Source organism: Sulfitobacter mediterraneus, from assembly GCF_016801775.1.
Taxonomy (GTDB): Bacteria; Pseudomonadota; Alphaproteobacteria; order Rhodobacterales; family Rhodobacteraceae; genus Sulfitobacter; species Sulfitobacter mediterraneus_A.
The window spans coordinates 40,420-60,026 of sequence record NZ_CP069006.1; the positions used below are offsets into that span (position 1 = coordinate 40,420).

At 60.2% G+C, this 19,607-nt stretch carries 18 protein-coding genes and 1 pseudogene; 12 read left to right on the top strand and 7 right to left on the bottom strand.

The features are described 5' to 3' along the window. Positions 1 to 44: 44 nt before the first annotated feature. Genes JNX03_RS19540 through JNX03_RS19565 form a run of 6 tightly spaced genes read left to right on the top strand, consistent with a single transcriptional unit; the run spans position 45 to position 4,189 of the window. Complete coding sequence (locus JNX03_RS19540; RefSeq protein ID WP_203212439.1) at positions 45 to 962, top strand: branched-chain amino acid ABC transporter permease; 918 nt, start codon at positions 45 to 47, stop codon at positions 960 to 962. Position 963: 1 nt separating this feature from the next. Next, entirely contained in the window at positions 964 to 1,950 is a 987-nt protein-coding gene (locus tag JNX03_RS19545) for a branched-chain amino acid ABC transporter permease (protein WP_203212440.1), read from the top strand. Next, positions 1,940 to 2,695, top strand: a complete 756-nt coding sequence (locus tag JNX03_RS19550; RefSeq protein WP_203212441.1) for an ABC transporter ATP-binding protein — start codon at positions 1,940 to 1,942, stop codon at positions 2,693 to 2,695. Before JNX03_RS19545 ends, JNX03_RS19550 begins: the two co-directional genes overlap by 11 nt. Beyond that, positions 2,692 to 3,381: an ABC transporter ATP-binding protein gene (locus tag JNX03_RS19555; protein WP_203212442.1), complete on the top strand. Its 690-nt coding sequence runs from the start codon at positions 2,692 to 2,694 to the stop codon at positions 3,379 to 3,381. Before JNX03_RS19550 ends, JNX03_RS19555 begins: the two co-directional genes overlap by 4 nt. A gap of 2 nt (positions 3,382 to 3,383) precedes the next feature. Beyond that, positions 3,384 to 3,779 carry an acyl-CoA thioesterase gene (locus tag JNX03_RS19560; protein WP_203212443.1) on the top strand — a complete coding sequence of 132 codons (396 nt, stop codon included), beginning with the start codon at positions 3,384 to 3,386 and terminating at the stop codon, positions 3,777 to 3,779. An 11-nt stretch (positions 3,780 to 3,790) separates the two neighbouring features. Next, on the top strand, positions 3,791 to 4,189 hold the full coding sequence (locus tag JNX03_RS19565) for a RidA family protein (protein ID WP_203212444.1): 399 nt from the start codon (positions 3,791 to 3,793) through the stop codon (positions 4,187 to 4,189). On the opposite strand, the gene JNX03_RS19570 is transcribed toward JNX03_RS19565, so the two are convergent. Beyond that, positions 4,186 to 4,656, bottom strand: a complete 471-nt coding sequence (locus tag JNX03_RS19570; protein WP_203212445.1) for a MarR family winged helix-turn-helix transcriptional regulator — start codon at positions 4,654 to 4,656, stop codon at positions 4,186 to 4,188. The two genes, JNX03_RS19565 and JNX03_RS19570, sit on opposite strands and share 4 nt — an antisense overlap. A gap of 156 nt (positions 4,657 to 4,812) precedes the next feature. Here JNX03_RS19570 and hemF point away from each other — a divergent pair, with 156 nt between their 5' ends. The 3 genes and pseudogenes from hemF to JNX03_RS19585 all read left to right on the top strand — a co-directional run bounded on the left by hemF (position 4,813) and on the right by JNX03_RS19585 (position 8,463). Then, positions 4,813 to 5,694 carry an oxygen-dependent coproporphyrinogen oxidase gene (gene hemF / locus JNX03_RS19575; RefSeq protein WP_203212446.1) on the top strand — a complete coding sequence of 294 codons (882 nt, stop codon included), beginning with the start codon at positions 4,813 to 4,815 and terminating at the stop codon, positions 5,692 to 5,694. Positions 5,695 to 5,884: 190 nt separating this feature from the next. Next, positions 5,885 to 6,289, top strand: a pseudogene (locus JNX03_RS20745) (DUF1045 domain-containing protein); the annotation flags it as partial. A 332-nt stretch (positions 6,290 to 6,621) separates the two neighbouring features. Next, a complete protein-coding gene (locus tag JNX03_RS19585; protein WP_203212461.1) occupies positions 6,622 to 8,463 on the top strand; it encodes a polysaccharide biosynthesis protein in 1,842 nt (613 codons plus the stop codon). Between the two features lie 45 nt (positions 8,464 to 8,508). Here the strand turns inward: JNX03_RS19585 and dmdD are convergent, their stop codons facing one another. Beyond that, positions 8,509 to 9,315, bottom strand: a complete 807-nt coding sequence (dmdD, locus tag JNX03_RS19590) for a crotonase/enoyl-CoA hydratase family protein (RefSeq protein ID WP_203212448.1) — start codon at positions 9,313 to 9,315, stop codon at positions 8,509 to 8,511. 35 nt (positions 9,316 to 9,350) lie between these two features. Further along, a complete protein-coding gene (locus JNX03_RS19595; RefSeq protein ID WP_231024409.1) occupies positions 9,351 to 11,120 on the bottom strand; it encodes an acyl-CoA dehydrogenase in 1,770 nt (589 codons plus the stop codon). A 118-nt stretch (positions 11,121 to 11,238) separates the two neighbouring features. On the opposite strand from JNX03_RS19595, the gene JNX03_RS19600 reads away from it, so the two are divergent. Continuing rightward, positions 11,239 to 12,288, top strand: a complete 1,050-nt coding sequence (locus JNX03_RS19600; RefSeq protein WP_203212449.1) for a helix-turn-helix domain-containing protein — start codon at positions 11,239 to 11,241, stop codon at positions 12,286 to 12,288. Here the strand turns inward: JNX03_RS19600 and JNX03_RS19605 are convergent. From JNX03_RS19605 to JNX03_RS19620, 4 genes are all read right to left on the bottom strand, one after another. Continuing rightward, positions 12,285 to 14,669 (bottom strand): transketolase-like TK C-terminal-containing protein, encoded by a 2,385-nt coding sequence (locus tag JNX03_RS19605; protein ID WP_203212450.1) that lies wholly within the window; start codon positions 14,667 to 14,669, stop codon positions 12,285 to 12,287. The genes JNX03_RS19600 and JNX03_RS19605 overlap by 4 nt on opposite strands. 39 nt (positions 14,670 to 14,708) lie before the next feature. Then, positions 14,709 to 15,260 (bottom strand): OsmC family protein, encoded by a 552-nt coding sequence (locus JNX03_RS19610; protein ID WP_203212451.1) that lies wholly within the window; start codon positions 15,258 to 15,260, stop codon positions 14,709 to 14,711. After that, entirely contained in the window at positions 15,253 to 16,575 is a 1,323-nt protein-coding gene (locus tag JNX03_RS19615; protein WP_203212452.1) for a trans-sulfuration enzyme family protein, read from the bottom strand. Before JNX03_RS19615 ends, JNX03_RS19610 begins: the two co-directional genes overlap by 8 nt. A 76-nt stretch (positions 16,576 to 16,651) precedes the next feature. After that, positions 16,652 to 17,854 carry a methionine gamma-lyase gene (locus tag JNX03_RS19620; RefSeq protein WP_203212453.1) on the bottom strand — a complete coding sequence of 401 codons (1,203 nt, stop codon included), beginning with the start codon at positions 17,852 to 17,854 and terminating at the stop codon, positions 16,652 to 16,654. 92 nt (positions 17,855 to 17,946) lie between these two features. Here JNX03_RS19620 and JNX03_RS19625 point away from each other — a divergent pair, with 92 nt between their 5' ends. Both JNX03_RS19625 and JNX03_RS19630 read left to right on the top strand, forming a co-directional pair. Continuing rightward, complete coding sequence (locus JNX03_RS19625; RefSeq protein WP_203212454.1) at positions 17,947 to 18,414, top strand: Lrp/AsnC family transcriptional regulator; 468 nt, start codon at positions 17,947 to 17,949, stop codon at positions 18,412 to 18,414. Between the two features lie 119 nt (positions 18,415 to 18,533). Beyond that, a complete protein-coding gene (locus JNX03_RS19630) occupies positions 18,534 to 19,526 on the top strand; it encodes an IS30 family transposase (RefSeq protein WP_203212455.1) in 993 nt (330 codons plus the stop codon). The last annotated feature ends 81 nt before the right edge of the window (positions 19,527 to 19,607 follow it).

The window sequence follows — 19,607 nt, forward strand, 5'->3', positions numbered from 1 at the left end:
GGCGGGGCAGGGCCTTGCCGGTGAAGACAATCAAAGGCAGGGCAATGTCTTCTATCCTTATCATTGAGCAGATCCTGAACGGGCTTCAGTTTGGCGTCATGCTGTTTTTGATGGCCGCTGGTCTGACCCTGATCTTTGGGGTGATGGGGCTGATCAATCTGGCGCATGGATCGCTGTATATGGTGGGGGCCTTTGCGGCAGCGGCGGTTGCGGGTTGGACCGGATCGTTTCTGCTGGCACTGGCGGCCAGCCTTGCTGCTGCGGCGCTGTTCGGGGCACTGATTGAATTGACGGTGATCCGGCGGCTTTATGCGCGAGACCACCTTGATCAGGTGTTGGCGACCTTTGCCCTGATCCTGATTTTCTCGGAGGCAACGCGGTGGGTCTTTGGATCCTTCCCGTTGTTCCTGAATATTCCCGAGGCGCTGTCAGGCACACTGACCCTGCCGGGAGGAATTGAATATTCGCGCTACCGGTTGACGATCATCCTGATCGGGCTGGCAGTGGCGGTCGGGCTGTTCCTGCTGATCTCGAAAACCCGTGTGGGGATGCGGATCAGAGCAGGGGAAAACGACCGCGAGATGATTGGTGCCTTGGGCGTTGATATTTCCGTTCTTTACACATTGGTTTTTGCCCTTGGCGCGGCGCTGGCCGGGCTGTCGGGTGCCTTGGTGGGCGCGATCCAGTCGGTTGAGGTGGGCATGGGCGAGCCTGTGTTGATCCTTGCCTTTGTGGTGATCGTCATCGGCGGCATCGGATCGATCAAAGGGGCGCTGGCCGGTGCGATACTGGTCGGGCTGACCGACACTTTGGGGCGCACGATGCTGCCTTGGGCTTTTGCGGTGTTCATGGACCCTGCGGCGGCCAGCTCGGTGGGTTCGGCGCTGGCCTCGATGCTGATTTATATCCTGATGGCGGGGGTGCTTTTGTTCAAACCCACCGGACTGTTTGGGAGCGCGTGACGTGATCCGGGAAAGATATCTCAACCTGCTGATCGGGGCGCTGTTGCTGATCGTGCCTCTGGTGGCGCTGCAACTGGATGAGCCGTTTATCATCACGTTGGCGACCAAGGCGGCGATTCTCGCGCTGGCTGGCGTGGGGCTAAACCTCGCGCTGGGGCAGGGCGGATTGGTCAGTTTTGGTCATGCGGCCTATTTCGGGATTGGCGGCTATGCGATGGGTATTCTGGCCAGCCATGCGCAGGATTATGCGCCGCTGATGGAGGCGCCCTTTTTGATCGAAGGCACCAATCTTATGCCGGTGATCTGGCTGGTGGCGATTGTTGCCTCGGCACTTGCGGCGTTGTTGATCGGGGCATTGAGCCTGCGCACCAGCGGTGTTTACTTCATCATGGTCACGCTCGCATTTGGCCAGATGTTTTACTATTTCACGATCAGCTGGCCGGCCTATGGCGGCGAGGACGGGCTGTCGATCTATGTGCGCAACCAGTTTCCGGGGGTGAACACCCTTGATCCGATCCAGTTTTTCGGGATCTGTTTTGTGGTGCTGATGGCGGTGTTGTTTCTGGTGAACCGGTTGAACAAATCGCCCTTTGGTCTGGCATTGAACGGCGCGCATCAGAACGAGGAACGGGCGCTGACGGTGGGGATCAATGTCTATCGGCTGCGGCTGGTGGCCTTTGTCATATCGGGGGCGATCACCGGCTTGGCCGGGGCGCTGTTTGCCGATCTCAACCGTTTTGTCAGCCCGACAATGTTCAGCTGGCACACCTCGGGCGAGATTATGGTGTTTATCATTCTGGGCGGTGTTGCGCGGCTGTTTGGGCCGGTTGCGGGTGCGGCTGTTTACATCCTGCTGGAACATATGCTGGGCGGGATTTCGGAGTATTGGCAGATTTATCTGGGGCTGATCCTGCTGTTTGTGGTGTTGTTCGCCAAGGGCGGCATCGTGGGCGGGTTGGCCCGCCGGGAGGTGCGCCATGACGGATAGCATTCTGAGGGTCGATAACATCTGCAAATCCTTTGGCGCGCTCAAGGCCAGTGATGGCATATCGCTGGACCTGAAACCGGGCGAGATCCATGCGTTGATCGGGCCGAACGGGGCGGGCAAATCGACCCTGATCAAGCAGATTGCCGGTGGTTTGAAGCCCGACAGCGGCAAGGTGTTTTTTGACGGGCGCGACGTCAGCCAGCACAGCACCGCACGGCGGGCGCGGGCCGGATTGGGACGCACCTTCCAGATTTCGGCGCTGGCGATGGATTTTACCGTGCTGGAAAATGTCCTGCTGGGCGCGGTGGGGCAAAGCGGATCGTGGTTCAGGTTTTTCCGCGATGCGATGAAAGACACGCGGCTACTCGAACGCGCCTACAAGGCACTGGACCGGGTGGAACTGCGTGATCTGGCGCATGTGCGCACATCGGAGCTGTCACACGGGCGTCGGCGGCAATTGGAGGTCGCGGTGGCGCTGACTCTGTCGCCCAAGGCGTTTTTGATGGATGAGCCGATGGCGGGCATGGGCGTCGAAGGATCGCAGGCCCTGACCGGATTTCTTGGGGCGCTGAAGACCGAAGCGCCCATTTTATTGGTGGAACACGACATGGACGCGGTGTTTGCCTTGGCCGACCGGATATCGGTGCTGGTCTACGGCAAGATCATCGCAACCGGATCAGTGGATGAGATCCGCACAAATCCGGAGGTCAAACTGGCCTATCTGGGCGAGGAGGACGCGGCATGAGCCTGTTGCAGCTAGAGCAGATCACCGCGATCTATGGCGCGTCGCAGGCCCTGTTTGGTGTCGATCTGACGATCAGCGAGGGCGAGGTTGTCGCCCTGATGGGGCGCAACGGCATGGGCAAATCCACCACGATCAAGGTGATCAGCCGGTTGCTGAAAAACCCGCAGGGGCAGGTGCTGTTTGACGGGCAGGACATCGGCGCGTTGCCCGCCCACAAGGCAGCGCGGCTTGGCATCGGGCTGGTGCCGGAGGGGCGGCGGTGTTTCACCAATCTGACGGTGCGCGAAAACCTCTTTGCCTCGGCGCGGCCCGGTGAGTGGGACTTTGCCCGCGTGCATGCGCTGTTTCCACGGCTGGAGGAACGCGGCGGTCAACTGGCGGGCTCGCTGTCGGGCGGGGAACAACAGATGTTGGCGATTGGCCGGGCGTTGATGACCAATCCGCGGTTGTTGATTCTTGATGAGGCCACCGAAGGGCTGGCACCCGTGGTGCGGCAGGAAATTTGGGCAGCGATTGCGACCCTGAAAAAGACCACCTCCCTGTCGATCCTCGTGGTGGACAAGACCATCAGCGAGCTGCGCCAGGTGGCCGATAGCGTGGTCATTCTGGAGCGGGGTGTGTCGGTCTGGCATGGCACGATGAGCGATCTGAGTGCAGAGGTCAAAGACCGGTATCTGGGGGTCTGAGCATGGCATTCACCTATCGGCAAAAGATCAAGTTCCGGCATTGTGATCCGGCAGGCATTGTTTTCTATCCGCGGTTCTTCGAGATGACCAATGACACGGTCGAGGCGTTCTTTGAGCAAGAGTTGGACTTTCCGTTCTCCCAAATGCATCAGGCCAGCGGTATCCCGACGGCGCAGATCGAGGCCAAGTTCAAACGGCCAAGCCGGTTGGGCGATGTTCTGGATATCACGCTGACCTGCACGCGCATTGGCCGGTCATCGCTTGACCTGAGCTATCAAGCGGTTTGCGGCACTGAGGCGCGGTTTAGCGCCACATCCACAATCGTATTCATCGACGCCCAAGGCGCATCCACCCCATGGCCGGATCACATCCGCAGCCGTTTAGAGACCCATCTGTAAAGGAGATACGTATGGCACATGAGATCATTCAACCCGAAGGGTGGGCCAAGGCCAAAGGCTATGCCAATGGCGTGAAAACGGCGGACAACACGCTGTATGTCGGCGGACAGATCGGCTGGACCGCAGAGCAGAAGTTCGAAAGTCATGATTTCATCGGGCAGATGGAACAGGCGCTGCGCAATATCGTCGATGTGGTCGAGGCCGCAGGCGGGCAGGTGACCGATATCGTGCGGCTGACCTGGTATGTGATCGACAAGAAAGAATACCTCGCGCGGCAGGCCGAGGTGGGCGCGGTGTACCGCAAAGTTTTGGGACGGCATTTTCCGGCGATGACGATGGTTGTTGTGGCCGGTCTGGTCGAGGACGAGGCGCTGGTGGAGATCGAGGCAACGGCGGTTCTGAACGGCTAGATCGCGGCCTCATCTGCGGAATCAGCGCGGCGCAAAAGATCGCGGATCTGATCCAGATCGGCGTCGTCCAGCCCATCAAACAGGTCATTCACCATCGCTTCATGGCCCTTGGCCTGCACTTCGAACTGGGCGCGGCCCTCGGCGGTGAGGGTGACATTGACCACCCGTCGGTCCTTTGCGGGCGAGACCCGTTCAACCAAACCATCCTTTTCAAGGCGGTTGACGATGGTGGATGCATTGCCGTTGGACACCAGCAACATCTTGCTGAGCGCGGTCATCTTCATCGGGGATTGATTGCGATAAAGTGCGGCCATCACATCGAACCGGGGCAGGGTGGTGTCATGGGTCACGCGCAGATATTCGCGCAGCTGGTTTTCGGTGCCCCGTGTCAGGCGCAGCAGCCTGATCCAGGTGCGCAGGCGGCGGCGGGACAGGTCTGGCCGGGAAAGATCTGATTGTGCTGTCACGTGCCTGCCTTTGTGAGGGTCATGCCGCCATGGGGCGTCATGCCGGGCAGGGTAGGGGGGCACTCACACCATTTCAAGCGTGATGCGGCAATCGGCAGGTTTCAACTGCCGCTCGAGCAGTTTAATCTGCGCGCGAACAGCAAAGACAGCAGGCTCATGACCGATACATTTGAAACTGAAAAAGCGCAGGCGTCCGGCTGGTTCCGGCAGTTGCGCGACGAGATCGTCAGCGCCTTTCACGCGCTGGAGGACCGGCAGGGCGGCGATGCCCCGGCGGGACGCATGGAGGTGCGCAAGACCAGCCGTACCTCGGAAGATGGATCGGACGCGGGCGGCGGCGAAATGAGCGTGATGCGCGGCGGCCGGGTGTTTGAAAAGGTCGGGGTCAATATCTCAACCGTTTATGGCGTGCTGGGCGAGCGGGCGCAGTCGGCCATGGCGGCCCGCAAGGGCATTCCGGGGATGAAAGACGATCCGCGGTTCTGGGCCTCCGGCATTTCCTTGGTCGCACATATGCAAAACCCCCATGCACCGGCAGTACATATGAACACACGAATGTTCTGGACCCCGCATGCCTGGTGGTTTGGCGGCGGCGCGGATTTGAACCCTTGCATCGAATATGATGAGGACACCGCGCATTTCCATAGCGAGATGAAGCGGGCCTGCGATCCCCATGGTGCTACGCTTTATGACGAGTTGAAGGACTGGGCCGACCGGTATTTCTATATCCCACACCGCAAACGGGCGCGTGGGGTTGGCGGGATTTTTTATGATGACCGCAACAGCGGCGATTGGGCGGCTGATTTCGCGCTGACCAAGGATGTGGGCGCGGCGTTTCTGCCCGCCTTTGTGCCGCTGGCAGACCGGCGGCGCGAGACCTCTTGGGATGAGGCCGACAAAGACGTGCAATTGCGCCATCGCGGGCTCTATGCCGAATACAATCTGGTTTATGACCGAGGGACAAAGTTTGGCCTCGAGACCGGCCATGACCCGGATGCGGTTTTGATGAGCCTGCCGCCCTTGGCCAAGTGGTACTGAGCAGGCCATGAGCGCCTATGCGCGATATGCTGTCTATGTTGTGCCGCAGGGGAAATTGGGCGCCGCCGGCGCAGTATGGCTGGGTTGGGACATAGCGCAGGGGGCTGAGGTTGCGCAGGTTGATGGGCTTGATCTGGACCTGCCCGCGCTGACCCAAACGCCGCGCAAATACGGGTTTCATGCCACTGTTATGGCGCCGTTTCAGATACGGCACGGGGCGCGACTTGAGGACTTGAGCCAGGCCTTTACGCAGCTGTGTGCAGGCATTGCGCCGGTCGGTTGCGATGATCTTGATGTCGTTGCGCTTGGCCGGTTTGTCGCGCTGATCCCGCAAAGCGGGATGGCGGAGCTGCGGGCCATGTCGGCGCAGGTTGTGGAAGGGTTGGACATCTGGCGCGCGCCGATGTCCGATGCCGAATTTGAACGGCGCAACCGGCCCGGATTGTCCGAGGTGCAGCGCGGGTATTTGCGGCGTTGGGGCTATCCGCATGTGATGGAGGCCTACCGGTTTCACATGACCCTGACGGGGCGGATGCCAAAGGCGGAGGCCGGGCGGGTGGTGCATGTGGCGCGAGACTATTTTGCGCCGGTGTTGGCCGAACCCGTGCGCATTGACGATCTGGCGCTGGTGGGCGAGCGGGCGGACGGGCGCTTTGAGGTGATTGCACGCTGCGCGTTGCATGGGTGATATACGCCGCACCGGTTCTTGTTTTTGATGATGGATTGAGGGGCCAGCCCCTCAAACTCCCCGGAGGTATTTAGGGCCAAAAAGGGGATCACTGGCCGGTATTAACCGTTTCTTCAGCATCTGCCCATTTTATGGGGCAGGAAGGATAGGTGACGGGCGCATTGGAACATCTTGCAAAATTGCACATTCTGCCGCGCTGGAAAAAGCGGATTATCCTGATTGCGGTGGATAGCGCGTTGATGTGTGCGGCGCTTGGTCTGGCGATGGTGTTGCGCGGTGGCACAGGGTTTTGGGCTTCCTCACCGAATCTGTGGATCGTGATGGGGCTTGTTACGCCGCTGGTGGTGGCGGCTGTGCGGCTGGACCGGGTGAAGCTGACCGCGCCGGAAATGATGAGCGGGTTGCGGGTCACGATGGCAGCGGGCGTTTTGGGCGTGATCGCAGCGGTGATGATGACGCTGGCCGGGTTGGATCATGCGGTCGCGGTGGCGGTGATATTTGGCAGCCTGTTTGCCCTTTTTGCGACCGGGGTGCGTATTGCGGCGCTGCATGTGCTGCGTTGGGTGATCGGGCGGACGCGGCCGGCGGGGCAGCAGACAATCGCGATCTATGGCGCGGGTGCGGCGGGGATGCAGCTGGCGGCGGCATTGTCGCAGACCAGTGAGGCGCGCCCGGTGTTTTTTGTGGATGACAATCCGAATCTGCAGGGGATGACGGCCTGCGGCTTGGCGGTGTTTGACGCTGGCAAGCTGCCGGAATTAATCGCGCGGCACGGGGTTGAGCAGATCGTGCTGGCGGCCCCTTCGATGGAGCCGGCGCGGCGCGATCAGGTGGTCAGGCGCTTGCGGGCCCATGGGGTTGAAGTGCAGGTGCTTCCGTCTTTTGCCGATATGTTGATGGGACGTGAACCGCCGGGGCAGATCAGGCCGGTGGCACCGGAACAGCTTTTGGGCCGCGACAAGGTTGCGCTTGATGCACCGCAAATTGCCAAGGCTTACGCCGGGCGGGTGATCATGGTGACCGGCGCGGGCGGATCGATCGGCGGTGAATTGTGCCGGCAGTTGTTGGCCTGCCGTCCGGCGGGGATCGTGCTTTTTGATCACAGTGAGTTCCAGCTTTACCAAGTGCAGCAGGAATTGGCCGATCTTGCCGATGCGGCAGGGGTCAAGCTGGTTGCGCGGCTTGGGTCCGTCACGGATGTCGCAAGGGTGCGGGCCGTGATCACGGCGGACAGGGCGGAGATTGTCCTGCATGCGGCGGCCTATAAACATGTGCCTATGGTGGAGGACAACCCGCTGGCCGGGGCCAAAAACAACGTGTTGGGCACCCATGCTGTGGCCAAGGCGGCGGTTGAGGCGGGCGTTGAACGGTTCATTCTGGTCTCCTCTGACAAGGCGGTGCGGCCTGCCAATGTGATGGGCGCGACCAAGCGGATCGCGGAACTGGTGGTGCAGGACATGCAAACCCGCCATGCACAGACCCGCTCAGCCATCGTGCGGTTTGGCAATGTTCTGGGGTCTTCGGGGTCTGTTCTGCCGCTGTTTCAACGGCAGATTGCCACGGGCGGTCCAGTGACCGTGACCCACCCCGAGGTCACGCGGTATTTCATGACCATGCCGGAGGCGGCGCGGCTGGTGCTGCTGGCCGGTGCCTTTGCCAAAGGTGGTGAGGTCTTTGTTCTGGACATGGGCGCGGCGCAACGGGTGATGGACATTGCGCGGCGGATGATCCGCCTGTCTGGCCGGCAAGAACGTGATCCTGTGACCGGAAGGGGCGATATTGCGATCAGGATCACCGGCCTGCGCCCCGGCGAGAAGCTGCATGAAGAGCTGCTGATCGATCGGCGCAGTTTGATCCAGACCCCGCATCCAAAAATTCTGCGGGCCAAGGAAGCAATGCTGAGCCAGATCGAAGTGGCGGGCCTGTTGCGTGCAGTGCGGCGGGCAATTTCCGAGGGGGATTGTGCCCTGCTGAACAGGGTTATCCGGGACCGGATCGAACCCATGCAAAAATCGCCGCCGCCAGGCATCGAAGGCGCCGCTGCACCGCAGCAGGTGTCCTGTGGGCGGAAACCGGTCTGACGGGCGATCAGCCGCCCGCCAAAGGTTTGAAAGCCGCGCCCAGGATCAGCTGTTGGGGCGCACCCGCGCGGCGGTTTTATCTGCAAAGGCCGCAAGGCGGGCACGGGCGTCCGGCTGGGTGTTGACCACACCGGCGACAACCGCTTCGGCATAGGCGGCATCGAGGGCGGACATGTTCTGCATGTGGCTGATCGCCGAGCAGATGGCAAAGTTGGTCAAAGGCAGGTTTTGTGCGGCGGCGCGGGCCAGTTCCATGGCTTTGTCAAAGCTGGACCCCTCCACGATATATTGGGCAAGACCCAGATCCACGGCCTCTTGCCCCTGATAGACACGGCCCGTCAGCATCATGTCGATCATCCGCGATTTGCCCACCAGATCGGCCACGCGGATGGTCGCGCCGCCACCCGTGAACAGCCCGCGCTGGCCTTCAGGCAGAGCGAAATAGCAGGTCTGATCCATCACGCGCACATGGGCGGAACTGGCCAGTTCAAGGCCGCCGCCAACCACCGCGCCTTGCAGGGCGGCGATCACCGGCACCCCACCATATTCCATCTTGTTGAAAGCCTCGTGCCAGCGCAGACAGACATGCATGAAATCGGCCGGGCTGCGGTCTTCGTCGTGGTGTTCGATCAGGTCGAGACCGGCGCAGAAATGATCGCCTGCCCCGGCCAGAACCACGGCTTTGACACCGGCGCGAGGCGCGAGTGAGAAGAAATCAACCAACTCTTCAATGGTGTCGATGTCCAGCGCGTTGCGCTTTTTCGGGCGGTTCAGGGTGACAACCCAAACGCCGTCGTCCTGTGGCGCGAGGTCAAGATTGGTATAGCTGGAGATGTCGATGGTTTTGGTCATAGGGTCGTCCTTTGTGCGATAGTGGGCGCGGGTGATCAGGCAAAATCAAACGCGAGCAGGCTGTCTTCGCCGCCGGTGATGCGGCGCTTCTGGGTTTCGGCCTCGACAAGAATGTGATCGGCGTAGAACCGCGCGGTGGCGATCTTGGCCTTGAGGAACGGAGTGCTGTTTCCCGATGCGATCTCGCCTTGCGCGGCCAAGAGGGCGCGGGCCATTTGCCAGCCACTGACCAGATTTCCGGCCAGCATCAGATAGGGCACGGAGCCGCCATAGGCCGCGCGGGGGTTCTGTTTGGCAGTTTCCAGAAAATGTGCCACGACGGTTTCAAAGGCAGCGCGGGCGGTGGAAAGTTGTTTGCCAACGGATTGCGCGATCGGATCGCCAGCGGCCAGATCGGCCTCGGTGCCTTTGATCATCGCGGCGAGGGCGAGCGCGGTGCGTCCGCCATCGCGCAGGGTTTTACGGCCAATCAGGTCGTTGGCCTGAATGGCGGTTGTGCCTTCATAGATCGGCAGGATGCGGGCGTCGCGGTAATGCTGCGCCGCGCCGGTTTCCTCGATAAAGCCCATGCCGCCATGCACCTGCACCCCGGCGGAGGTGACGTCGATGGCGGATTCGGTGCAGTAGCCTTTGACCAAGGGAGTCAGGAACTCTGAAATGGCGGATGCCTCGGTGCGGTCTCCTTCGCTGGCGGCGTGGCGGGCGAGATCTTGCCAGCCTGCGGCAAATGCGGCGAGGGCGCGGCCCCCTTCGGCCAGCGCCTGCATCCGGGCCAGCAGGCGGCGCACGTCGGGGTGGTGAATGATGGTCACGGCCTCGCGGGTGGAGCCGTCGACCGGGGCGCTTTGCACGCGGTCCTTTGCAAAGGCGAGCGCCTGTTGAAAGGCGCGTTCGGCAATGCCGACCCCTTGTAGGCCCACGGCATAGCGGGCGGAATTCATCATTTCGAACATATAGCTGAGCCCGGCGTTTTCGTCGCCGATCAGATAACCGGTTGCACCTTCAAACTGCAAAACCGCGGTGGGGCTGGCGGAGATGCCCAGTTTGTGTTCGATGCTGACACATTGCACTGCGTTGCGCTCGCCCAATGTTCCGTCATCGCCAACCATGAATTTGGGCACCAGAAACAGGCTGATCCCCTTGACGCCAGCGGGGGCATCCGGCGTGCGGGCAAGCACCAGATGCACGGTGTTTTCCGACATGTCGTGTTCGCCGTAGGTGATATAGATTTTGGTGCCGGTGATGGCATAGGTGCCATCGTCATTGGGGACCGCTTTGGATTTCACCAGCGCCAGATCGCTGCCCGCTTGTGGTTCGGTCAGGTTCATTGTGCCGGACCATTTTCCGGAGGTGAGATTGGCCAGATAGGTTTGCTTTTGCGCGTCCGATCCGGCGGTCAAAAGCGCCTCAATCGCGCCATCGGTCAATAGCGGACAGAGGGCAAAGCTCATGTTTGCGGCGTTGAGCATTTCGGTCGCCGCCGCACCGACGGAACGGGGCAGACCCTGACCGCCAAATTCTTCGGGGTGTTGCAGGCTTTGCCAGCCCATTTCGACAAACTGCGCATAGGCTTCGGTAAAGCCATCGGGCATGGTCACGCGGCCGGCGTTGTATTGCGCGCCGGTCTGATCGCCGGAAGCGTTGAGCGGCGCGATGACCTCGCCGCAGAAACGGCTGTATTCCTCAAGAACGGCGCCAATGTCATCGAGATCGAGCCCCTCGTATTGCGGCAGGGTCGAGATTTTGTCCCATTGTGTCAGATGGGTGATGTTAAAGAGCATGTCTTGGGTCGGGGCGGTGAACATTGTGGTGTCTCCGATTGGCAGCTGCGTTGCGCCATACATAGCGGACAAAGGGGGGCTTGCCATCTCTTCTATGGACGCAAAACTTGCAAAAAGTGACAAAGCTGCGCGATATGGGCCAATGAACAGCGCAAAGACCGTTACGATATTGCCAACTGTGTCGCGGGCCTTTCTGGATGATTGGCTGGCGGTGCTGCGCCGCGACTGTTCGGCGCGGCAAATGGCGGATTTTCTGGACAAGACCGGCCTTTCGGCGGTGAACGGCGCGCGGGGGCGTGTGACCCATGATCAGATCGTCCGGCTGTATCAGATGGTCGTGGCAGAAACCGGGGACGAGATGATGGGCCTGTGCAGCCGGACGATCCGGCCCGGTGCGCTCAAACATCTGTGTGCCTCGGTGCGGGGGGCATCGTCGCTGTCTGCGGCACTGTTCCGGTTCACGTCGTTCTGGAACCTGCTGCTGGATGACTACGAGATGAGGCTGGACAATGACGGCGAGACCCTGCGCATGGCCTTGGTGCCGCGCGGGGATCAGGTGCCGCAGCGGTTTGGCCATATGTTGCTGCTCAAGCTGACGCATGGGGTTGCGTCCTGGCTGGCGGGGCGCGAGCTGCCGCTGACCTCGGTCGGGTTCTGTTTTGAGCGGCCGGAGTTCGCCGCCGATTATCCGATCCTGTTTCCGGCGGCGATCCGGTTTGGGCAAGCGCAGTCCTATGTGAGTTTTGATGCCAGCGTGGGGCCGATGCCGGTGTCGCGCACAGAGGCGGAAATGCAGGAGTTTCTGATCCGTGCCCCGCGCGACTGGATTTTCACCAGCCTGAATGAACATGCGCTGCCGCTGCGGGTGCGGGAATTGTTGTTGGCCTCAGACCGGCTGGAGGCAGGATTGAAGGATACGGCACAGCGGCTGCATCTGACGCCGCGCACATTGATGCGGCGGCTGGATGCGGAAGGCACGTCCTTTCAGGGGATCAAGGATGGGTTGCGCCGGGATCTTGCGATCCGGGATTTGGCGCAAGGGGGCAAGAGCATTGAGGCGATATCGCTTGATGTCGGCTTTGCCTCGGCGGCGAATTTTCACCGTGCCTTCAAACGTTGGACGGACCTGACGCCGGGGGCTTACCGCAAGAAATCGCGTATCAGCGCCCCGGCACAGGGGTCAGGTGTCTAGCCTGCGATCCGGTGGACCACGTTGCGCCCCGGTGTCAGCCCTTGCACCTTTTCCACGATTGAGGCGGCGTCGATGCCGAAGTGGCGATAAAGATCGGCGATGGTGCCGGTCTGGCCAAAGTGTTCGACCCCCAGCGGAACCGTTTGATGCCCGATCACCGAGCCGAGCCATGACAGCGTGGCAGGATGGCCATCAATCACCGTGACCAGCTTGCAATCGCGGGGCAGGGCCGACAGCAGGGTTTCTACATGGCTTTGCGCCCGTGCATTGCCGCGGGCGCGGGCCCGTTGCGCGGCCGTCCATCCCGCATTCAACCGGTCGGCGGAGGTCACGGCCAGCACGCCAACATCACGCCGCCCTTCGGCAATGGTGCCTGCGGCCTTGATCGCCTCGGGGGCGACGGCCCCCTGATAGGCGATCACCACCTCGCAGTTCGGCCCCGGTTTGCGCAGCCAATAGGCCCCGTCAATCGCGCCTTGGCGGAAGTCTTCATCCACCCGTTTTCCCGGCTGTTCGATGGGGTTGGTTGTCAGCCGCAAATAGACCGAACCGCCGGTTTCATCGCGCAGCCATGTGCGTTCGTCCGGGTCGCCTTCGCCGTCTTTTTGCAGATAATCAAAGGCCCATTTCATGATCACCGCCAGTTCATCGGCAAAGGCAGGCTCAAAGCTGGCCAGCCCGTCCTGGCTCATCCCGATGAGAGGTGATCCGATGGATTGATGCGCACCGCCTTCAGGGGCGAGGGTGACACCCGAGGGGGTGCCCACGATCATAAACCGAGCGTCCTGATAACAGGCGTAATTCAGCGCATCGAGACCGCGGGCGACAAAGGGATCGTAGACCGTTCCGATGGGGATGACCCGTTTTCCAAACAGCGCATGCGACAGGCCCGCCGCACCCAGCAGAAGGAACAGGTTCATCTCGGCAATGCCCAGTTCGATATGCTGGCCCTTGGGGGTGAATTCCCATTTCGCGGTCGAAGGGATCTTTTCGTTGATAAAGGTGTCGGCCTGTTCGGTGCGAGCAAACAATTTGCGCCGGTTCACCCATGGACCAAGGTTGGTGGTGCCGGTCACATCGGGGGACATGGTGACGATCCGCGCGGCCAGATCACTGTCACCTTTGGACAGGTCATCAAGGATCTTCCCAAAGGCCATCTGTGTCGAAATCTCGCGGTCAGAGGCCAGATCAATCGCCGGAACCGGCAGTTTGTCATCGGTATAGCGGCGGCGACCCTTGGCAAAGAACGGTGCTTTGTCGAGGAAGGCTTGCAGCGCAGCGGGGTCTTGGACAGTGGCGAATTTTTCCCATTCGTCGCCTTCGGCCACGCCCATGTGTTTTTGCCATTCCGCCATCTGGGTTTTGTTCATCAGGCCGCCGTGGTTGTCCTTGTGACCGGCGATGGGCGTGCCCCAGCCCTTGACGGTATAGGCCAGAAAACATGTGGGGCGGTCATGGTCGATGGCGGCAAAGGTTTCGGCCATGGTCTGCACGCAGTTGCCGCCGAGGTTTTCCATCAGATCGGCGAGTTCATCGTCCGAACGGGCGTCGATCAGCGCGGTCACATCGCCTTGATCGCCAAGCGCCTCCATCAGCCGTTCGCGCCAGACCGCGCCGCCCATAAAGGTGAGCGCGGAATAAAGCTGGTTCGGGCAATTGTCGATCCAGTCGCGCAGTTTGTCGCCGCCCGGTTCCTTGAACGCGGCCCGTTGCAAAGCGCCGTATTTGACCTTGACCACGTCCCAGCCGAAGGCGTCAAAGATCTGTTCGATGCGTTTGAACAGCCCCTCGCGCACCACACCGTCCAGCGACTGGCGGTTGTAGTCGATGATCCACCATGTGTTGCGCAAATCGTTTTTCCAGCCCTCTTGCAGGGCCTCGTAAACATTGCCCTCGTCCAGTTCCGCATCGCCCACCAGCGCGACCATCCGGCCAAGTGGCAGACCATCCCCCCAATCCTTGGCGGTGATGTAGTCCTGCACCAGCGAAGCAAAGGAGGTGATCGCCACACCAAGACCAACAGAACCGGTGGAGAAATCCACATCGTCGATGTCCTTGGTGCGGCTGGGATAGCTTTGCACGCCCTGATAGCCACGGAAGTTTTCCATTTTCTCGCGGGTCTGGTTGCCCATCAAATACTGGATTGCGTGGAAAATGGGTGAGGCATGGGGTTTGACCGCCACCCGGTCTTCAGGGCGCAGGGCGCTGTAGTAAAGGGCGGTCATGATGGAGACCATGGAGGCGGAGGAGGCCTGATGCCCGCCAACCTTGATCCCGTCCGTTTTGGGGCGGATGTGGTTGGCGTTGTGGATCATCCAATGCGACAGCCACAAGAGCCGCTGTTCGATGGTCTTGAGATGGGTTTGGTCGATCTGTGTCATGGCGGTGCCTTCCTCGGGTGCGGGCAGGAGAATGATAGATCAGTTTTCGATCTGGGTGCTGATAATGTCGCCGGTCAATTGCACAGGGTTCAGGATCGTCTGCGCATTGGGGCTATGGGCCACGGACTTGCGGTGCAATTCGGCAAATTCTTCGGCCGTGGCATCGCCAGTGGCGTGGATCTGGTAACGGATTTCTGGGAAGCCAACGGTGCTGTTGGTTGCCAGCCCCATGAACCCGCGCAGATCCAGCGTGGCGTCAAAATCAATGCGCACCGATTCTAGCTGAATGCCCTCGGCAGTGGCCCCCGCGATAAAGCTGACCATCATGCAAGAGCCCAGACCCGACAGCAGCAGCTCTTGCGGGTTGGGGCCGTGGTTGTTGCCCATCAATTGGCGCGGTTCATCTGATGTCCAGCTGAACGAGCGGCTGACCTGATGCGGGCCCACTTTCATCGGTTTGGTTTCGCTGATGGCACGGGTTCCGCTTTGCCATTTTACCTCAAGACCATAATCCATGATCGCCTCTTCGGGGGCGGCGGCGACTTCGTTTACAAATTCGCTAAGGGCGGCGGTGGGGATGGCGTTACGCATGTGCGGTGTCCTTTGCTGGATAAATGGCGGTGAGGGCCTGATCGAAATCTGCGATCAGGTCGGCGGCGTCTTCGATCCCGACCGAAAGGCGCACGCAGCCCGGATCAATACCGATGTCAGCCCGTTGCCGCGCGGTGAATGTCGCCTGCGAGGTGTTGAATGGCAGGCTGATCAGGCTTTCCACACCGCCAAGGCTGGTGGCTTGTTTCGGGATCTTCAGGGCATCAACCAGGCGCAGCGCGGCCTTGTCGCCCCCTTCGATGAAAAAGGTGACATTGCCGGTCCCGTTTTTCAGCAGGCGACTGGCGGTGTCATAATCAGGGTGGCTGGGCAGGAAGGGGTAGAACACCTTTTGCACACGCGGATGGCTTTCGAGGAATTCGGCCAGCGCCAGCGCGCTTTCTTCGTGCGCACGCATCCGCACGGCAAGGGTCTTGAGCCCGCGTTCCAGCAAGAAACAGGCATGTGGGTCCAACGATCCGCCATAGTTGAGCAATCGAGGCCAGATCATATCCATCAGTTTGCGTGGTCCAGCGGCGACACCGGCGATCAGATCGCTGTGCCCGTTGAGGTATTTTGAGGCCGAATGGATCACCACATCGACCCCATGATCCAGCGTGCGCATCGCCGCAGGCGGGGCAAAGGTGGCATCGACCACCAGCCGGACATTGCGGCGTTTGGCAATCTCGGCCAGGCGCGGGATGTCGATCACTTTGAGCAGCGGATTGGTGATCGCCTCGAAATACAGCATCTGGGTGTTGGGTTGGATCGCGGCTTCGATGGCGTCAAAATCGTAGGAATCCACCATTGTGCAGGACATGCCCAGCGTCGGGAACTCTTGGTTAAAAAGGTTGAACGTGCCGCCATAAAGATCGCTTGAGGCGACCACATGTGCGCCCTTGTCCATCAGCGCCAGAACGGTGCTGGTGATCGCGGCCATGCCAGAGCTGAAAACGATGGCAGATTCGGCGCCCTCAAGCGCAGCGAGCTTTTCCTGAACCGCCCATTGGGACGGGTTGCCATAGCGCGAGTAGATGAACCGGTCGCGGGCAAAGCCGTCCTCGACAGAACGGTACTGGCCCTCGTTCAGAACAAAGGTCGATGCCTGATAAATCGGCGTGCCCACGGCACCGGTGCGCGGGTCGTCATGGGTGCCGGCATGTACAGCAGTGGTGGAAAGGCCGGCGCCGGGTGCGGGATGCGCGGCGAGAAACGGACCCGATGTTCGGGCGCGGTTCAGGTCATTGAGCCATCCCCCCTTGGTCGAAGCAGGCGGCAGGCTGGCGTCATCGCCAAGGATCTTGGGATTGGTCATAGGTCTATTCCGATTTTGTTGGGAAAAATGGGCGCAGGAACTCCCCTGCCTGCGCCCAGTTGCTGCCTTTGGGAGGTCAGGCAGCCTGCATGTTATGTGCGCCAAGCGCCGCATGCAGATCGTTTATCAGGTCCGCCGCCCCTTCGAGGCCAACAGACAGGCGCACCAGCCCTTCGGCGATGCCATGTTCGGCACGTTCCTCGGGGGTGTAGGTCGAATGGGTCATGCTGGCGGGATGCTGGATCAGGCTTTCGGCATCGCCGAGGCTGACCGCCCGCTGGATCAGGGTCAGCCGGTTCATCAGGGCAATGCCGCCCGCCTTGCCGCCCTTGACCTCAAAGGGGATCATGCCGCCGAAATTGGCCATCTGGCGTCGGGCCAGATCACGCTGGGCAAAGCTGTCGAGGCCGGGATAGCTCACGCTGAGCACGGCGGGATGGGCCTCAAGCGCCTGCGCCACTTCTGCGGCGGTTTTGCAGTGCCGTTCCATGCGCAATTCAAGCGTCTTGATCCCGCGCAGCAGCAGCATCGCGGTCATCGGTGACATCACAGCGCCGGTCATGTCTTTCAGTCCCACAAGGCGGATCCGGGTGATGTCCTCAAGACTGCCGACGATCAGACCCGCCACAACATCGCCATGGCCGCTGAGGAACTTCGTCGCCGAATGCACAACGATATCCGCCCCATGTTCGAGCGGTCGGGTGATCACCGGCGTGGCATAGGTGTTGTCGACCACCACCTTGGCCCCGGTGCGACGGGCGATCTGTGAAATCGCCGCAATATCCACCAAACGGTTGTTGGGGTTCGCGGGTGTCTCAAAATACACGATCTTGGTTTTTTCGCTGATCGCATGGGTCAGGTTGTCGGGGTTGGTCATATCCACCAGCGTCACCTTGACGCCAAAGCGGGGCAAACCGTGGGTCATGAAGGCAAAGGTGCAGCCATAGAGCGTTTTGTCGATGATTACCTCATCACCGGCCTCAAGAAACGACCAAAGGGTCGAGGTGATCGCGCCCATTCCGGAGGCGGTGCAAAGACCCGCTTCGCCGCCCTCAAGATTGGCGATCCGCTGTTCGAGATGATCCAGTGTCGGGTTGGAGATGCGCGAATAGAAATGCCCCTCCTTTTCCCCCGCAAACATCGCCCCGCCGGATTCGGCCGTGTCAAAGGTGAAGGTGGAGGTCATGTAGATCGGCGGGTTCAACGCCCCCTGATGGGATTGCGGATCATAGCCGTGGTGAATGGCGCGAGTGGAAAAATCATAGTCAGTGGAACGCATCGCTGTCTCCTCGATTCTGAAGGCATTATCAGCTAGGATCAGAGGTCATTAGTTGCTATGTTGTGCTGTGATTTCATGAATGTTGGAATAAAATGCCAAAACTCGACGCGATTGATCGAAAAATAATCCGTGCGCTGCAAGCCAACGGACGGATGACCAACCTTGACCTTGCTGCCGCGGTTAACCTGTCGCCATCGCCTTGTCTGCGGCGGCTGCGCCTGCTGGAGCAAAGCGGCGCGATCACCGGCTATAGCGTGGATGTGGACGCGCAGGCCTACGGGCTGCCGGTGACGGTGATGGTGCGGATCACGCTGGACAAACACACCAAGGATGTTGTGGGCCATTTCGAAGATCAGATGAAGCGCATTCCCGAGGTGCTCGAATGCATGGTGATGACCGGCCTGTCAGATTACCTGCTGCGGGTCGTGGTGAGCGATCTGGAAGGCTACGAACGGTTTGTGCGCGAACGCCTGCACCCGATTGGCGGGATCGGGTCAATCGACACCAGTTTTGTCTACGGGGTGGTGAAGCGGACACATGTGTATCCTGAGGTGGGATAGGTGTTTGGGGAATTTGTTTACATAATGTGAATTACGGGATTTTCGATACACAAAGGGGCACATTCTAAACTGGGTTGCGAAATTTCCCCTATCTTGCTGGAAAGCAAGGAGAATGAAAGATGGCACATAGAGAGCTTAACCTACGTGAACGACGCGCGATAGAAGATATGTTGAACGCCAAGATCGCTGTGCGTGAGATTGCAGCAGAGATCGACAGGCATGTTTCCACGGTGTATCGCGAGATCAAACGCAATCACTATGACGACAAAGAACTTCCAGAATTGAACGAATACTACGGCATGGTTGCGCAACGTGCAGCATCTCAAAGACGTGCGCGCCGTCGCAAGCTCGTGCGTCTCGCCGGACTGCGCAAAGCTGTGATCAAGCAGCTTAAAGAAGGTTGGTCGCCTGAACAGATCGCAGGTCGATTGCAGTTTGAAGGCCAATCCGTGCGCGTGAGCCACGAGACCATCTACGCCTATGTTTACGGCCCGGATGGTCGTTCCAAACAATTGGCGCGGCACCTTCCGAGTCGCCGCAAGAACCGCAGGTCGCGATACGCAAGAAGACCCAGAGGTCAGGTATTTCCGCCAGATCGGTCCATTCATCAACGTCCTGAGCACGTGAAAACCCGAGAAACTTTCGGCGAATGGGAGGGTGATCTGATGATCTTCGAGGGCGCTCAGGGCAAGATGAACGTCGCCTCACTGGTTGAGCGCAAGACCCGTTTTGCTGTCTTGTTCCGCAACAACGACCGTAGTTCGACCCACTTCATAAACAAGCTGATGGGTGTGATGGAACCCCTCCCCCAAACCGCGCGCCGGTCGATCACCTTTGATCGTGGCTTTGAGTTCCGGGAGTGGCGCAAGCTTAAGCCAGGGATCGGAACGGAGGCTTGGTTTTGTGATCCACAGGCGCCATGGCAAAAGGGTTCTGTCGAAAACCTAAACAAGCGAGCACGGCGCTATCTTCCACGCGATGCGCCCGTGGCCGCGCTCACAAATCGAGATATGAAGTCGATTTGCGAGCGCTTGAACGGCACCCCCAGAAAGTGCCTGGGCTGGCGGACGCCGACTGAGGTGTTCAGGGAAGAACTGATGAAACTGAGATAGCGGAAACCGTCGCAACGACCCTTGAGAGTCCAAAGGCCACCCTCGTGACGCTGCGTAAATCTGGCCGGTTCTGGGCCTTGA

Excerpts from the sequence above, each read along its gene's own strand:
- JNX03_RS19540 (WP_203212439.1), top strand. The coding sequence starts at position 45 with ATGTCTTCTATCCTTATCATTGAGCAGATCCTGAACGGGCTTCAGTTT.
- JNX03_RS19550 (WP_203212441.1), top strand. The coding sequence starts at position 1,940 with ATGACGGATAGCATTCTGAGGGTCGATAACATCTGCAAATCCTTTGGC.
- JNX03_RS19555 (WP_203212442.1), top strand. The coding sequence starts at position 2,692 with ATGAGCCTGTTGCAGCTAGAGCAGATCACCGCGATCTATGGCGCGTCG.
- JNX03_RS19560 (WP_203212443.1), top strand. The coding sequence starts at position 3,384 with ATGGCATTCACCTATCGGCAAAAGATCAAGTTCCGGCATTGTGATCCG.
- JNX03_RS19565 (WP_203212444.1), top strand. The coding sequence starts at position 3,791 with ATGGCACATGAGATCATTCAACCCGAAGGGTGGGCCAAGGCCAAAGGC.
- hemF (WP_203212446.1), top strand. The coding sequence starts at position 4,813 with ATGACCGATACATTTGAAACTGAAAAAGCGCAGGCGTCCGGCTGGTTC.
- JNX03_RS19585 (WP_203212461.1), top strand. The coding sequence starts at position 6,622 with ATGTGTGCGGCGCTTGGTCTGGCGATGGTGTTGCGCGGTGGCACAGGG.
- dmdD (WP_203212448.1), bottom strand. The coding sequence starts at position 9,315 with ATGACCAAAACCATCGACATCTCCAGCTATACCAATCTTGACCTCGCG.
- JNX03_RS19595 (WP_231024409.1), bottom strand. The coding sequence starts at position 11,120 with ATGTTCACCGCCCCGACCCAAGACATGCTCTTTAACATCACCCATCTG.
- JNX03_RS19600 (WP_203212449.1), top strand. The coding sequence starts at position 11,239 with ATGAACAGCGCAAAGACCGTTACGATATTGCCAACTGTGTCGCGGGCC.
- JNX03_RS19605 (WP_203212450.1), bottom strand. The coding sequence starts at position 14,669 with ATGACACAGATCGACCAAACCCATCTCAAGACCATCGAACAGCGGCTC.
- JNX03_RS19610 (WP_203212451.1), bottom strand. The coding sequence starts at position 15,260 with ATGCGTAACGCCATCCCCACCGCCGCCCTTAGCGAATTTGTAAACGAA.
- JNX03_RS19615 (WP_203212452.1), bottom strand. The coding sequence starts at position 16,575 with ATGACCAATCCCAAGATCCTTGGCGATGACGCCAGCCTGCCGCCTGCT.
- JNX03_RS19620 (WP_203212453.1), bottom strand. The coding sequence starts at position 17,854 with ATGCGTTCCACTGACTATGATTTTTCCACTCGCGCCATTCACCACGGC.
- JNX03_RS19625 (WP_203212454.1), top strand. The coding sequence starts at position 17,947 with ATGCCAAAACTCGACGCGATTGATCGAAAAATAATCCGTGCGCTGCAA.
- JNX03_RS19630 (WP_203212455.1), top strand. The coding sequence starts at position 18,534 with ATGGCACATAGAGAGCTTAACCTACGTGAACGACGCGCGATAGAAGAT.